Below are 13,953 nucleotides of genomic sequence, written 5' to 3'. Positions count from 1 at the left end.
ATAGCAAGCGCCTGATTGGTTAAAGTTCCATATCCTGTTTTTGCTGGCGGCGGGGCGTCTGGCGTTTCTCTGCCTGTTCCTCCCGGATACGCTGCTCCCGGCCTTTGACTGCCTGCTGGATGGATGGTTTCTTTCCCGGCTCTGCGGTCTGGCGGTACTGCTCGGATGGCAAAACCTGATTGAGCCAGTGGCGCACATCCCGCAAAATCTTCACATCCTCCTGTACGGCAGTCAGTGCTTCCGTCTTGGAAGCGATATTCTCTGAAAGCTGTGCCTGTTCCCCGGCCAGCTTCTTCGTGCTGTACTTCGCCCCATCAAGGTGAACCTTGAAATACCGCAGGGCAGCGTTGTAGGCGTCCAGTTCCTCCTTATGGTCGGCGGCAAATTTCTCCTTGGGTTTCTTCCAGCGGATAGCAGCATATTTCGCATGAACCGGCTTGTTTGCTTCAAAGTTCCCGATATGGAAAAGCAGCCGGTCAATCTCTTTCACACGTTTCTCCATCGGCCTGATTTCCTCACGGATGGAAACGGCCTGTGCGCTGGCTTCATCCAGATAGGCGTCAAGGCTCTCCACGGTGGAAATCTCTTTCTGCCGCAGGAAATCAAGGGCTTCCATGACCTTGTTGAAATCGCCAACAGTGCCTTTCAGCTTCCCCTTGGAAGTCCAGCCGGTGCGTTCCTCACTCCGCATATCCAGATACCGGGAAAGCAGTTCGGGGATGGTCGGCTCCTTTGCCTGTTCCAGTGCTTCCAGCAGCGCCGCTTTTTTCTCTTTCAGGCCGGACAGCCAGCCCTTTAAGCTGCGTACCATCTGCCGGATAGACTGCATGAGGGAATTGGCGGCTTTGATGTCCCGGTTCAGGTTGCCGATGTTGGTCTGTATGCCTTTCTTCTCCAACTGGCTGACCGCTGGCCCCATGTGGACGGTGGGGATTTTATCAATCCCCTGTCGGGCATAGGAGCGAAGGTCAAGGCGCTCCGGGCTGCCGATGGCTTCCAGATAGCGGTTTGCTGTGTCAGCCCAGCCCTGCCGCCATATCTCGGCGTACTTCTGGTCGTTCCAGTCCACGGTGTCCTCCTTGTGGCTTTTCCATCTGCCGGACGCAAGCCGGATACGCTCGCCGTTCTCGTCAAGGTCGTAGACCTTCCGGCTCTTAGGGAGCCATTTCCCGGTTTCGTCCATCGCCCGCATGGTAAGAAGGATGTGGGCGTGGGGATTTCCGTCCCCCTTGTCATGGATGGCAAAGTCAGCAATCATGCCTTTGGAAACAAAAAACTCCCGGCAGTAGTCCCGGATAAGGTCGGCGTACTGTGACCGGGGAAGTTCCCTCGGTATGGCAAGCACGAACCTCCGGGCAAGCTGGGAGTTCCATTGTTTTTCTATGGCTTCGGCGGCGTTCCACAAGGTATTCCGGTCTGCGTACTCCGGCGGGGCATGGGGCGGCAGCATGATTTCGGTGTGGACGATTTCACTTTTATGGGAATAGTATTTCTGCTTCTGGTCGTATTCAGAAAACAGCCGTTCCCCGCTCTGGTAGGCGGCAGACGCAACGGCTGACTGGCGCTTGCTGCGCTGGATGATTTTCACATCAAAGTGCGGGCATGGCAAGTCGTGTCCTCCTTTCTCCCGGCGTCCAGGCAAAAAAAGAGCAGGGAACCTGTTTCAAGATTTCCTGCTCGGTGGTGCCGCCGGTGGCGGCTGGTATTCAGTTTTGAAAGTTCGGGTCAGGTTGGCCCGATTTCAATTTAATATTCGCAGTGTTGAAAAATTTGTTTTGTCAAAACACAAGAGAATATAAAAGTAATTATAGTGATTGCCGTGACAACCAATAAGCTGATATAGTACAAAGTATCTGAAACATTTCCATCAGAAAATGTATTAACTAACATAGTCAATGCGAATACTATGCCTATCGAACCAATCACACTTATAATCAGAATGACTTCTGTTTTCTCTGCTCCCCATAAATAGTAAAGTGGATAAGAAAAGGCTCCAATTAGAATAGCCAGTATTCCGCCGCCTAATACTAATGTGATAGCGTCACGGAAACCATAATAAAAGTATTGGTCGCCATGAATAAAAACTGTGAGGGTCATAAAAACAGCCACAATCACAACCCCAGATATACTCCATATTGTATGACTAATATATTGACTTTCAATAATGGCTTTTCGTCTAACCGGGAGAGTGAGTTTATATTTTTCCCATTTAGATGCGCTTTCTTTACGCACACATGAAACCATCAAAAGTGCAATTATCGGTGGAGCTATGAGAGAAAAAGCAGAAAGCAATGTTGCTTCCCCTGTTATAAGTAAAAGTACACCTACAAGCATTACAAATGCAAGTGCGATTTTCAGGTTTTCAATAACTCCATAGAAATTATTTTTCAAAAGACCTTTCATTTCTGTTCTCCTTTTACCAGTATTAGCATTATTTCATCAATCGTTGCATGGTCAATAACAATACCAGCATACTTTCGTTCGGCGGCTTCCTTATTATTAACCAGCACATCAATCTGATAATCTTGTCTGCGATAAGCAAGAATGTCACTTTTATCTAAATTTTCAAATTGTTTCTCTTTGCAACGCAATATGGCATATTTATAAATCAGATTATCTTTTGACTCGGTTAGAATAATGCGCCCTTGATGGATGAAAGTAATGTAATCTGCTATTTTTTCCAAATCACTTGTGATATGAGAAGAAAGTAAAATAGAATGATCGTCCTCACCAACAAAGTCCAGAAAAACCTCTAACATCTCATCTCTCATAATAGGGTCAAGGCCACTGGTAGCTTCATCTAAAATTAGCAACTTCGGATGATGCGATAATGCGACTGCGATTGCCAATTTCATTGTCATTCCTTTTGAATATTTTCCAATTTTCTGTTTCTCGTTTAGCCGGAATGTTTTTAAATATTTTTGAAACAAACTATTATCCCATTGAGAGAAAATTCCTTGCATAATCTCGGAAATTTGTTTGGCAGTAAGGTATTTCGGGAAATTATCCCCATCATAGACAACACCAATATCATTCCTCAATACGGTATCCTCGTCTTTCATTTCTTTCTCAAAGATTTGAATGGAACCAGAATTGCGGAACAGCGTATTCAAAATACAGCCTATGGTTGTTGTCTTACCAGCACCATTCTCCCCAACGAACCCCATAACAGACCCCATAGGTACTTCAAAAGACACATTATCCAAAAGAAAATCTGACGTTTCATAGGTCTTGCATACATTATCAAGTTTCAAAGCATAATTCATTTTATTCGTCCTCCATATAAAACATTGTGAGCAATTCCGTTAGTTTAGATAAAGGAATGTTGCTTACACGTCCAATATTAGCGGCAGCTTGCAAATGTTCTTCGGCAATACGTTGCTGTTCTTCTTGATAAAATTCCTTGTTTCGTGCTGATACAAAACTACCTCTGCCAACAGTTGTTTCAATAAAACCGTCCCTTTGCAAATCTTCATACGCCTTTTGGACGGTTATAACGCTAACGTGAATAGATTTAGCCAATGAACGCATTGAGGGGATGGCGTCTCCTGCTTGCAATTCTCCACTCATTATCATAGCTTTAATCTGTGTTGTTATTTGCTCGTATATTGGCTTATTTGCATTATTGCTGATTATGATTTCCATGCTTCACCGCCTTCACTTTAAAATGTACTGTATGTACAAGTACATTATATTCACATTCGGATTGGGTGTCAACAGAAAATTTATGAATGAATTTTAAACTTGCTGAACGGAACAGCTTGCAACGCAAGGTGCTTCCGGGCGGCAAGTCCACAAAGGGGTAGCTGGCGGCAGCCAGCGCAGGGGAAGTGTAGCTTCCCCTGTGATGATTGGCAGGAGTCGGAACGCTGCGGGCAATCATCCGCTTTCCGCAGGAAGCCCCCGGCAGGGCGCAACACACTACCTTCAGGTGGTGTATAGTTGCGCCCTCTTTCAGAGGGGTAGCCCACGGGTTGCGGCTCTGGAAGCAATTATGGCCGTTCCAGGCCTTTGTCCTCTCCCTGAAAATCGCCGTTTCCGGCGAACACTTTTTCCATAAGCTGCCGGGTGCTGTCCTGCCGGAACAGTAGCTTCAAGAACAAACTGACCTGTTCATCCGTGATAGCTTCCGGGTGGGGAAGGTAGCTTTCCAGCATGGCGGCTCTGGTACAAAGCCGGTGTGTCCGTTCCTTCCGTGTCAACGCCTTTATCTGGTGTTCCAATATCTTTTCTTCATGCTGCGCTCTCCGCAGCTTCTTTTCCGTTTTCTCTATTTCCTGATTGAGTGCTTCCAGCTTTTCATTCATAAGCGTCTGTCCTCCTTCTTTGGAATGAGTACATATATCTTGTTGGGTTCCCCGAAGCCCTGACGCACCCGCAGTATCAGTCCGGCGTCCTCCAATTCATTCAGGGAACGCTTCACGGTCATTGTGCTGCGGGCAAGTGCCGCCGCCAGTTCCACGATGGGGAAATGGATAAATAAAATCCCGTTGGTGTCCTCTATGCCGGACAGGAAAACAATATCCAACATCCGGGCGTACATGACCTTTGCGGTGCTGCTGATCGGGAGCCGCAGCATGGCTCTCGGCAGCGGCATACAGGGCGGCAGGGTGGTGTCTGCGGTCATAAATTCAACATCCATTCAATCGGTGTCCTCCTTTACTTTTCGTTTTGAGCGTTTGGAAAGATAATGGGGGCAGTCCACAATGACCGCCCGGAAACTCTGCTTACAAGTTCGCTGGCATTTCCGGCAAAGGTCGTTGTACGTTACCCGCCCCCGTTCATTGAGGAAGAAAGACAGTTCCAGCTTCCTCTTTTTCGGCATTCTCGGCATGGTGCCTCCTTAAACAAAAATCCGCCCATTTCAGCCGTAACAGCCGCAATAGACGGATAGCAGATTTTAGTGTCGTGTTTCGGGGCGATTTTCAGGGAAAAAGCGGCCATAGAACCGCCCGAAAATCCCCCGCAGTATTACGGATAGGGTAGACTATGCCCTATCGGATTGTTGTGTTTCGGTATCAATTCGGTGTTCATTTTCGCCGGTTCTCCCTGATGTCGTTCCTGCCCCTGGCTCTCACAACGGCGTTTCGCTCCCTTTGGTACGCTCGTTGCGGTCATGGTTCCTCCATTTCCCTGCCGCAAGTCATTGCGCTACATCGCCGGGGAGCATATCCCATACAGGCCGGTCATTCGATTGGAATAATCCATCGATGAACTAAGCCCATTATGGCACATTTTTGAGCCTTCTCCCGTATATCCACAAAGTAGGAAAACCGCCCCGAAATCGAAAATTTCCACGATTGCGGAACGGGTATGGTATAATGGAATTGACGGCGGCAGCCAGCCGCAGGAAGGAGCGATGTATCTATGAAAACCCGCATTTCCGTACAGGAACGCCTGAAAGATTTACGGGTAGAACGGGGCTTAAATCTGGAAGAACTGGCGCAGGAAACCGGCATTTCAAAATCAGCCCTCGGCAGCTATGAAAACGACAATGATGAATACAAGGAAATCAATCACGGCAGCCTGCTGAAGCTGGCAGACTTCTATAAAGTGTCCGTTGACTATCTGCTCGGCCTTACCAACAATCGGAAATATGAAAACACACCGATAGAAGAACTGCATTTGAGTGATGAAGTCGTAGAACTGCTGAAAAGTGAACGCTTCAACAACCGGCTGCTGTGTGAGATTATCTCCCATGAAAAATTCAAGGAACTGCTGGCAGACGCAGAAATCTATGTGGATGGGATAGCAACCATGCACTTCCATGACACAAACAGCTCACTGGCTGCTTTACGGGCTATGATACTGGAAGAACATCCCGAAGCTACGGCAGACCGGGCAATCAAAATATTGGAAGCCTGTCAGGTAGAGGAAGAAGATTTCTTCTGCCATGTGACGCACAAAACATGGGACGTTATTCTCCACGACATACGCAAGGCGCACGAAAATGACAATGAAAGTGCGCCGGATACCACTCCCGCCGATGAACTGATACGGGAAGTACAAAAGGCCATGCAATCGCCGGGGGACAGGGTTCAGCAATTCACGGAGATGTTCTGTAAGGCGTTCCAGCTTAAATATAAGCGGCTCTCACAAGAGGAACGAAGCCTTTTGAAGAAACTGTTCAAGAAATCCCCGCTGATAAAACAGTCCGGTATGAACTTCCGGCGCAGGCCGTGGAAATGAAAACTGCCGTTGTGGGAATGGTTGTTCCTGCAACGGCAGCTTTGATTATATATGAATTTGGAAATCCTGAAACTTAAACAATCCATTTCCCTGTTTGAGTTTTCCGGCTCTCTCTAATTGTGCAAATCCGGCTTCAATATCGGCTATCAAAGAAACGGGAATATCCAACTGATGGTGTCCGGGCAGAACTTTTTTTATATTGTATTTCCGTATTCGCCTTATAGATTGATAGAATAGCTTCGGGTCGGTAGTTGGGTAAAATGCGTCCAGGCTTCCCTTGTATATCAAATCCCCGGAATACAAATAGTTTCGTTCTGGTTCGTAAAAGCAACAATGTCCGGGAGAATGTCCCGGCGTGTGAACAACTTGAATTTCCCGCCCGCCTAAATTTAGAAAATCGCCATCGTGTAAAATTCTTTGTGGGATACCTTGAAAAATCTGATAAGCGTTAATATCAAAATCTCTTGGAAAATCACAAGGAAGCCTTGTCAAATTATTCTTCACAACTTGCAATGGTATCGGAAACCTGACCGATAGCCAGTCCTTTTCCGCTTCATGTACGGCGATATTATCAAAATACTTATGCCCGCCAATGTGATCCCAATGAACATGAGTTGTAACTGTCATAACAGGCAGCTTTGTCAGAGAGTCCACAATTTTTCTGATGTTGGAAACGCCTAAACCTGTATCAATGAGAATAGCATATTTTTCCCCACATAATAGATAACAATGTGTTTCTTCCCAGTGCTTGTATTCGCTAATAGAGAATGTATCACGGTCTATTTGCTCAATGGTAAACCAATTATCCATTCCGTATAATTACCTCCAGCAACTGAATTTCCAGTTAAAACCACTTTGCATTTTCATCTCTGAAATGTGGTATATTGCCATCTTTATAAGGGTCATACCGATTTTCGTTACAACCAAATTCTTTTAAGAGAGCAATCTTGCCATCTGGCGTCCATTCTATCAGTGACATTCCATCAAACGCTTCTACGTTACCGGCGTCCATCTTATTTTTGAAATACCATTCAACAATGGTTTGATTGCCTTTATGGAAAAATTGCTTGATGTCCCATTGCAAGACAGTTCCACGGGTATTCCATTCCTCAAACCAAAGTTTTATTTTCTTGGAGCCGTGGTACTCTGGCCCCCAACTTTCAATATATACGGCATTATCAGAAAATACATTAAATATACCCAAATCTTTTTTTGCAAGCCACATATCAAACCAAAGTCTGATAATTCTTTCTCTATTGTCCATTTCGCAGCGCCTTCCTTGTCAATTTAATTTTTCAGCGTCTTTGTCCTGCTCTAATTCAATTACATCCAAAATGCCACAATTCAGGGCTTCGCAGATACGAACCAGCGTTTCCATGCTGATGTTTTTGCCTTTACCCATGTTGGCAATCATATTTGTGGTAAGACCGGCGGCAATCCGCAAGTCCTCTTTCCTCATGTTGCGCTCAACCAGCGTGTGCCAGAGGGGTTTATAGCTTATGTGCATTTATCCTCCTGCCTTTCTCCCGGTTTCGGGGTTCCTGTTCCCATTATATCAAAATTCTTGCTAACTCACAAACATTTCTTGACGCAACCGCCGGTTCCGTCTGGATTGTGCTTTTCCTTTCTTCTCTTGATTACATCTACTTAGCCATAAGCTGTTTTATTCCTTGTGACTTTACTGATGTGCGATAAAGAAGTAATAGAAGTGTAAAAAATTTTGCCGTTCCTATCCGGCACTTGCGCATTGTGTCGGATAGGTCGGGCGGTTATTCGGGCAAGTCCACCTTGCCAACAAAAGAATAATAAATCTCAATGTCCTGTCTGCGGGTCTTGTTCTCGTCATAGCTGCACTCATGCACAACGATTTTCTCTACAAACTCCCGCAGCAGAGTAGGGGTAAGTTCTTCAAAGCTGGTATGCCGCCGGACAACATTCATAAACTTTTCTGCGTTCACGGTGGCTTCCTGTGCTTTGGAAAGCTCCGCTTGGATAGCAGCGGCTCTTTCTTTCAGCTCCCGTTGTTCTGCTTCATAGTCTGCCGACAGTTCTGTGAAACGCTCGTCTGATATGCGCCCGGTCACGCTGTCCTCATACAGCCGCTTGAAGATAGCGGATAACTCGGCTATGCGTTTCTCGGCGGCTTCCAGTTCCTTTTTCTTGGCGGCGTTCCTGCGTTTGCCCCCGTCCTCGTTCTGCTCAATCAAGAGTTTCATAAACCGGGCTTCATGCTTTGCCGCATAGCTGGTCACTTTCCGCAGATTGGAGAGTACACCAGCGGTCAAGAGGTCGGTGCGGATAAAGTGCGCCGTACAGTCATGGGTGCGTTTCTTGTAGTTGCCGCAGATATAACAGTCCTGCTTGCGCTTGTCCGTCTGGTATCGCTGCTGATACATCACGCTGCCGCAGTCCGCACAGAACAGTATGCCGGAGAACAAACCCACTTCATCATAGCGGTTTGGGCGTTTGCGCTGTTTGCGAAGCTCCTGCACCCGTTCCCATGTCTGGGTGTCTATGATAGGCTCGTGGTGGTTCTCGAAAATCACTTGCTTTTCCGGGGGATTTTCTACACTGTGCTTGACTTTGTAAGAAAGTTTTTCTGTCTTGAAATTTACCAGACAGCCTGTGTATTCCCGGTTTTCAAGGATATGCACTACGGTATTGGTCGCCCACTTGCACTCATAGCCGGGGTGGTAGCGGCGGGTGCTGCCCGTCCTGCGGTATTCAAGCGTTCCCGGCGTGGGGATTTGCTGCTCTGTGAGCATACGGGCTATCTTGGTCGGACCATTCCCGGCAAGACAGAGGTTGTATATCTGCTTGACTACGGGTGCAGCTTCCTCGTCAATGATGAAATTTTCGTCCTCGTCCATGAGGTAGCCATACACAGGCTTGCTTGTGATGGGCTTGCCACTCATGCCTTTTGAGCGTTTTACCGCCCGTATTTTCTTGCTCGTATCTCTCACCAGCCATTCGTTAAAGATATTCCGCAGCGGGGCAAAGTCATTGTCGCCCTGTGCGCTGTCCACTCCGTCATTGATAGCGATGAAGCGGACGCCTTTCTGTGGGAAAATCATTTCCGTGTACATTCCCACTTGCAGGTAGTTTCGCCCTAACCTCGACATATCCTTTACGATAACTGTCCCGACTTTTCCGGCTTCAATGTCCGCAAGCATGGCTTGAAAACCGGGTCTTTGAAAGTTCGCACCAGAATAACCGTCGTCCGTGTACCAGCGCAGATTGGAAAAGCCGTTCTGCTTCGCATAGGTTTCAAGGATACGCTTCTGATTGGAAATGGAATTGCTCTCGCCTTGCAGCTCGTCCTCATGGGAAAGTCTTGGGTAAAGGGCGGTAATTGGTTGTTGGTTGGTCTGTCTTAACATAAAATCCTCCGTTTCCGACAGCCAGCCCCACTATTCCGTACCTTGATTGTACCACATGGGGCGGCTGTCTGTATAGCGGCAAAAGCGTCAAATCTGCTTCTTTATGGTCTGTCAAATCGCCGTTTTTTGTGTAGCAGCTTCCGCTTCCAGCACTTTCATCATCTTGTCGGCTGCGGTGTCGGTTGCGCCCTGCTTGAAGAAGCCGGAAACGGTAAGGACGGAGTTGCCCATGCGGATTTCCGTTACACAGTCCGGGCGGCGGTCTGTTTTGGTGGTGCTTGTCTGTTTGGTTTCTGTCATAGGCTCTCCTTTCGCTGCTTTATCAGTTGCTTTAATCGTTCCAGCTTTTCCTGTGCGGTTTCCTTTCGGAAGTTGCTGCCCGTGAAGCGGACGGGGGCGCACATGGAAGTCAGCCTGTCATAGATACGGGCGTGGGGCGTGTCCTGCGGGTGCTGCAATTCCTCCAGCGTGAGGTTGGTCGTGGCGATCAGCGGCTTGCCGCTTCGGTAACGGCTGTCAATCACGCTGTAAACCTGTTCCAGCCCGTACTCTGTCCCTCGCTCCATACCAAAATCATCAAGTATCAGCAGAGGGTAGCTGCAAAGGCGGGAAATATATTCGTTCCTGCCCTCAAAGCTGGCGGCAAGGTCACCCAGTATCGTTGCAAAATTTGTCATGCGAACGGCAACCTCTTTTTCCATAAGGGCGTTGGCGATACAGGCGGCAAGGTAGCTTTTTCCTGTCCCCACGCCGCCCCAAAACAGGTAGCCGATATTTTCAGCCTGCATGGTTTCCCAACTCTCCACATAAAAGCGGGCGGTTTCGGTCTGTGGGTTTCTGCCGTTGTCATGCTCAAATGTCCAGTTCCGCATAGCGGGGTCGGTAAAGCCCCGGCGTTTCAAGTCCTCCACTGTTTCAAGGTGCTTCTGTCGGCTTTCAGCGGCTTCCCGCTTTTCACGGGCTGCCCGGTGGCAGTCGCACTCTGCCGGGTGTCGGTCATGCCCTAACCATTGGGCGGTTTCTTTTGAAAAGTATGCTTCTTTTGGCGTATGGCACTTGCCGCAGTATAAAAGCCCGTCCTCGCCTGTGTAGTCCTCTGCTTCGGCGGTAGTGGCTGTAATGTCCGTAATCATAGCTTCAATCTCGTTTTTCATAAGCTCTCGCCCTCCTTGCATGAATAATCGGGTATGCCCTGTTTCGGGGCAGCCTTGCCTTTGGCAGCGTCCTCCTGCGCCCACTTGTAAATGGTGGCTGCATGGCTGTGGTACTGCTTCCCGGTGGAAGCGATATGGCAGGAAAGCCGGTCAATATAATACTCCCACTTGTCGGGCAGCTCTGTTTTCAGCCCGGAAAGCTCTGTATCGGTCAGTATCACATTGTTGTATCTGCCATAAGCGGCGGGGGCGGGGTATCCCGTTTCTCCCTCTCTCTCTTTTTCTATCTCTATCTCTTTCTCTAACTCTATCTCTATCTCTGGTGGACGAATGTCGGACAAATGTCCGCCTTTTGTCCGGGGCGGTAAAAGTGCCTTGTTTTCCAGCCTTGCAGCCCGTTTCCTCTCGGCTTCGGTAGAGGACTGTCCTATCATCAGCTCAATGTCGGTCATATAGAAAGCCCCGCTGTCAAGCTGCTCCACAAGCCCCAACTGCCGGAAAATCTCTAAAGCCCTCTCAACTGTCCCTATCTGGTGGCGGGTCAGTGTCGCTATCATCTGCGCTGTGTAGGGGATATGCTCGTCAAGCTGCAACTTCCCGCCGTTTTTCAGCGATTTTAAGTACAGCTTCAAGAGAATATTGGAATATAAAATCCCGTCTTTCATATCTTCCAGCAGTACAATGGAGTCGCTGTCAAAAAAGTTCTCTTTCAGCTTGAGGTAGTAATACTTGCGGTTATCTGCCATTGTCCCTGTCCTCCTTTTTCCGGCGTTTGGAGTAGTAGCGGGGGCAGAGTATGATAACCGCCCGGAAGCTCTGCTTGCAGCTATGGGTACAGCTCCGGCAGAGGTCGTTGTATGTGATACGGTCGCAGGTGGCATTCCCGACTTTCACTTGCCGCAGGAAAAAAGACCATTCCAGCCGCCGTTTCTTGCTCATTCTTGGCATGGGTGCGCTCCTTTCTGCCGTTTCCGCTGGTGTGGCGGTATCGGCGGTAATTCTGTATCATCTCGGTATCATTTTCGGGGTTTTTCTGCCCTGTAAGCCCGTTAAAAAATCCTTTGGTATTGGGGATAGGGTACGGGGCAGCCCCCTTGTTCTGTATGGGTTCAGGTACATTTTGGGGTGGTTTTTATCGCTCCTGTTCCTGCCTTTTCACAGGCTTGCGCTCCCGGCGTAAAATCTGGTCGATATTGCCCTTGACGGTCTGTAAGCGGCGGTATTCCTCCCGTTTTGCCCGGTAATCGTTGTAGCCGCTGTTTTTCTCTTTGATAAGGGTTTCAATCTCTGCTTGCAGGGCTTTATAGCTTGGCAGCTTGGAAATGCCGTTCTCCCTAAAATAACGGGCGGCTGCGTCTGCTATGATAAAGTCGCTTTCGTGCTTCTGTCGGTAGGCTGCTTTTGCTTTGGCGTTTTTCTGCTGTTTCAGCCCGTCCCGGACAGGGCGGGTCTTGGAATAGGCAAGCACCTGCCGTTGCAGCTCCTTTTTCCCGTCCAGCGTCTTTTCCACCTGCCTCAGCTCTGTAAGGCTTTCCCGCATGGCGGTATAGGCGGCAGAACAGGCTTCGTCCAGTTCCTCCGGGGAAGAAAAGCCGTACTGCTGGTAGGCGGTAACGGTAGCCGCCATTTGCTTTAGATTGTACTTTGCCGCCCAGCGGTCATAGCCCACGCCCTTGCCCTCGGCTCGCTTGGCTTCCCGGTCAACCATGCGCTGCAAGGTGTTGTCTGCCGGGGTGGTTTTTGTGGTTTTTTCCCCTTGTGACGGCTTTTTAACTGCGGCAGGGTATTCGGGTATGGCTTTGGTCTGTTCGGCGGCTCTGCGGGCGTTCTGTGTAAGCAGGGCAAGGACAGTAGCCTTGTCAAAATCGTCCCCCAGCTTCCGGGCTGTGATAGGCTTTGTCCTGTCCGGCGTGAGGTAGGAAAGCCGCCCCCGACTCTCCTTGACAGTCACACCCTCACGCAGCAAAAGGGAAGAAAACTCGTCAAAGCTGGTAGCTTGGGAAAGTGCCTGCCGTATCGTCCGGCGCAGCTTCGCCTTGTCCGTTTCAAACTTGGTGGGCTTGGTCGGCTGTCCGGCGGCTTCTCTGGCGGCGTTCTCTTTATCAAGGGCAAGCTGCCCTTTCTTTGCCGCCCAGTATTCCCGTTCCGTTATCCGTTCCTTGCTGCCGCTTAGGAGGTCGATTTGGTAAAGCCCCTCCCGGTGGCACATCTCCATGACTTCACTCTTGAAATATTCCATAGCGGCGTTGGTGCAGCGGTGCTTGCAGCCCTCCCGTGTATCGGCTGGTCTGTCCATGTAGGGCAGAAGCGGGACTTCATAAATCCGCAGGGAGTTGATGACGATATGCACATGGATATTGCCGCTGTGGTTATGCCCGTCCGGGTGGGTGCATACAAGGGCTTGGTGTCCGGGGAAATGCTCTTTACAGAACTGCTCGCCCAGCTCCTGCGCCCGGTCTACGGTCAAGCCGTTGTCTGTCCCGTCCCGTGGGTCAAAGCTGATGATATAGTGGTGGCTTTTCACATCTTCCCGTTTTTGGTTTTTCTCATAGCGGAGATTGGCTCGCATACAGGCAACAGCGAAATCTTCGCCCCCACAGTTAAGGGAAGAAATGCGGTAATCCTCCCTCGGTATCAGCCGCCCGTTTTCATCAAGGGTGGGCTTCATGGTAAACTCGTCATGCTCAAATGTGAGGTAGGCTTCCGCTGCGCCATAGTCGGCATTTTTAGAGCTGATATGTTTGAATGTTGCCAACAGCGTCACCCACTTTCTGCAAGACTTCAAACTTTAGGGCAGCAAGGTCGGAAACCGCCGCCCGCACCTCCCCGGCAAGCTGCGGGTAGGGGCTGTGCCACTCGTTCAGCGTCCGGGCTATCTGGTTTAAGTTGCCGCCGATCCTGCCGTATTCGGCGGTCAGTTTCCCGACAGCGGCAAGCAGCTCGTCATTGACAGGAGAAACGGTTATGATGGGGCGTATGGCTGCCCCGGTTATGGCTTGCCGGATAAACTCGGCTTGGCTCATGTTGTAAGCAGAAAGCCTTTCCGCAAACTCGGCGTATTCTTCCTCGGTCATGCGTGTCTTGACTACCCGGCTGCGGTGCGGTGTGTTGTATCGTTTTCGCATGGTAAAACCTCCTTTCTGTGCGTGGTGTCCTCTCACTAATAGGAGAAAAACGGGGTGTGAAGCGGAACTGTTTTTGAAAAATCCGAAAAAATATTTTGAGGGATT

At 49.1% G+C, this 13,953-nt stretch carries 18 protein-coding genes and 1 pseudogene; 1 reads left to right on the top strand and 18 read right to left on the bottom strand.

The genetic code is table 11. The features are described from left to right. Positions 1-19 precede the first annotated feature (19 nt). The 7 genes from mobQ to MUB50_RS04165 form a co-directional block, all read right to left on the bottom strand. Positions 20-1,609 (bottom strand): MobQ family relaxase, encoded by a 1,590-nt coding sequence (mobQ, locus tag MUB50_RS04195; RefSeq protein ID WP_055052368.1) that lies wholly within the window; start codon positions 1,607-1,609, stop codon positions 20-22. A gap of 137 nt (positions 1,610-1,746) precedes the next feature. After that, on the bottom strand, positions 1,747-2,403 hold the full coding sequence (locus tag MUB50_RS04190) for an ABC-2 transporter permease (RefSeq protein ID WP_015540957.1): 657 nt from the start codon (positions 2,401-2,403) through the stop codon (positions 1,747-1,749). Continuing rightward, positions 2,400-3,266, bottom strand: coding sequence for an ABC transporter ATP-binding protein (locus MUB50_RS04185; RefSeq protein WP_055052367.1), 867 nt, complete (start codon positions 3,264-3,266; stop codon positions 2,400-2,402). Before MUB50_RS04185 ends, MUB50_RS04190 begins: the two co-directional genes overlap by 4 nt. A gap of 1 nt (position 3,267) precedes the next feature. After that, positions 3,268-3,645 carry a GntR family transcriptional regulator gene (locus MUB50_RS04180; protein ID WP_015540956.1) on the bottom strand — a complete coding sequence of 126 codons (378 nt, stop codon included), beginning with the start codon at positions 3,643-3,645 and terminating at the stop codon, positions 3,268-3,270. Between the two features lie 347 nt (positions 3,646-3,992). Further along, positions 3,993-4,307, bottom strand: a complete 315-nt coding sequence (locus MUB50_RS04175) for a DUF3847 domain-containing protein (protein ID WP_244790180.1) — start codon at positions 4,305-4,307, stop codon at positions 3,993-3,995. Continuing rightward, the gene (locus tag MUB50_RS04170) at positions 4,304-4,642 is read right to left on the bottom strand and encodes a DeoR family transcriptional regulator (RefSeq protein WP_015540954.1); all 339 of its coding nucleotides are present in this window, start codon (positions 4,640-4,642) and stop codon (positions 4,304-4,306) included. The genes MUB50_RS04175 and MUB50_RS04170 overlap by 4 nt, the downstream gene beginning before the upstream one ends. Further along, positions 4,643-4,834 (bottom strand): hypothetical protein, encoded by a 192-nt coding sequence (locus MUB50_RS04165; protein ID WP_172455309.1) that lies wholly within the window; start codon positions 4,832-4,834, stop codon positions 4,643-4,645. 533 nt (positions 4,835-5,367) lie between these two features. Here MUB50_RS04165 and MUB50_RS04160 point away from each other — a divergent pair. Beyond that, a complete protein-coding gene (locus MUB50_RS04160; protein WP_015540952.1) occupies positions 5,368-6,189 on the top strand; it encodes a helix-turn-helix domain-containing protein in 822 nt (273 codons plus the stop codon). 45 nt (positions 6,190-6,234) lie between these two features. On the opposite strand, the gene MUB50_RS04155 is transcribed toward MUB50_RS04160, so the two are convergent. The 11 genes and pseudogenes from MUB50_RS04155 to MUB50_RS04110 all read right to left on the bottom strand — a co-directional run bounded on the left by MUB50_RS04155 (position 6,235) and on the right by MUB50_RS04110 (position 13,848). Next, positions 6,235-6,999: an MBL fold metallo-hydrolase gene (locus MUB50_RS04155; RefSeq protein ID WP_015540951.1), complete on the bottom strand. Its 765-nt coding sequence runs from the start codon at positions 6,997-6,999 to the stop codon at positions 6,235-6,237. A gap of 34 nt (positions 7,000-7,033) precedes the next feature. Next, entirely contained in the window at positions 7,034-7,453 is a 420-nt protein-coding gene (locus tag MUB50_RS04150; protein WP_015540950.1) for a nuclear transport factor 2 family protein, read from the bottom strand. Between the two features lie 18 nt (positions 7,454-7,471). Further along, positions 7,472-7,696 (bottom strand): helix-turn-helix domain-containing protein, encoded by a 225-nt coding sequence (locus MUB50_RS04145; protein WP_015540949.1) that lies wholly within the window; start codon positions 7,694-7,696, stop codon positions 7,472-7,474. A gap of 142 nt (positions 7,697-7,838) precedes the next feature. After that, positions 7,839-7,937 (bottom strand): annotated as a pseudogene (locus tag MUB50_RS17345) (Maff2 family mobile element protein); the annotation flags it as partial. Positions 7,938-7,958: 21 nt separating this feature from the next. Next, positions 7,959-9,569: a recombinase family protein gene (locus MUB50_RS04140; protein ID WP_117962491.1), complete on the bottom strand. Its 1,611-nt coding sequence runs from the start codon at positions 9,567-9,569 to the stop codon at positions 7,959-7,961. A gap of 111 nt (positions 9,570-9,680) precedes the next feature. After that, positions 9,681-9,869: a transposon-encoded TnpW family protein gene (locus MUB50_RS04135; protein ID WP_002569233.1), complete on the bottom strand. Its 189-nt coding sequence runs from the start codon at positions 9,867-9,869 to the stop codon at positions 9,681-9,683. Next, on the bottom strand, positions 9,866-10,723 hold the full coding sequence (locus MUB50_RS04130) for an ATP-binding protein (RefSeq protein ID WP_117962489.1): 858 nt from the start codon (positions 10,721-10,723) through the stop codon (positions 9,866-9,868). Before MUB50_RS04130 ends, MUB50_RS04135 begins: the two co-directional genes overlap by 4 nt. After that, a complete protein-coding gene (locus tag MUB50_RS04125) occupies positions 10,720-11,469 on the bottom strand; it encodes a phage replisome organizer N-terminal domain-containing protein (protein WP_117962487.1) in 750 nt (249 codons plus the stop codon). Before MUB50_RS04125 ends, MUB50_RS04130 begins: the two co-directional genes overlap by 4 nt. Beyond that, the gene (locus MUB50_RS04120) at positions 11,459-11,671 is read right to left on the bottom strand and encodes a hypothetical protein (RefSeq protein ID WP_087212865.1); all 213 of its coding nucleotides are present in this window, start codon (positions 11,669-11,671) and stop codon (positions 11,459-11,461) included. The genes MUB50_RS04125 and MUB50_RS04120 overlap by 11 nt, the downstream gene beginning before the upstream one ends. A 184-nt stretch (positions 11,672-11,855) precedes the next feature. Continuing rightward, entirely contained in the window at positions 11,856-13,478 is a 1,623-nt protein-coding gene (locus tag MUB50_RS04115) for a relaxase/mobilization nuclease domain-containing protein (RefSeq protein WP_244802512.1), read from the bottom strand. Then, positions 13,450-13,848 carry a plasmid mobilization protein gene (locus MUB50_RS04110; RefSeq protein WP_002569238.1) on the bottom strand — a complete coding sequence of 133 codons (399 nt, stop codon included), beginning with the start codon at positions 13,846-13,848 and terminating at the stop codon, positions 13,450-13,452. Before MUB50_RS04110 ends, MUB50_RS04115 begins: the two co-directional genes overlap by 29 nt. Between the last annotated feature and the right edge of the window lie 105 nt (positions 13,849-13,953).

It is taken from the genome of Blautia sp. NSJ-140, from assembly GCF_022868965.1.
GTDB lineage: Bacteria > Bacillota > Clostridia > Lachnospirales > Lachnospiraceae > Blautia_A.
This window is presented reverse-complemented; position numbering and strand designations above follow the sequence as displayed.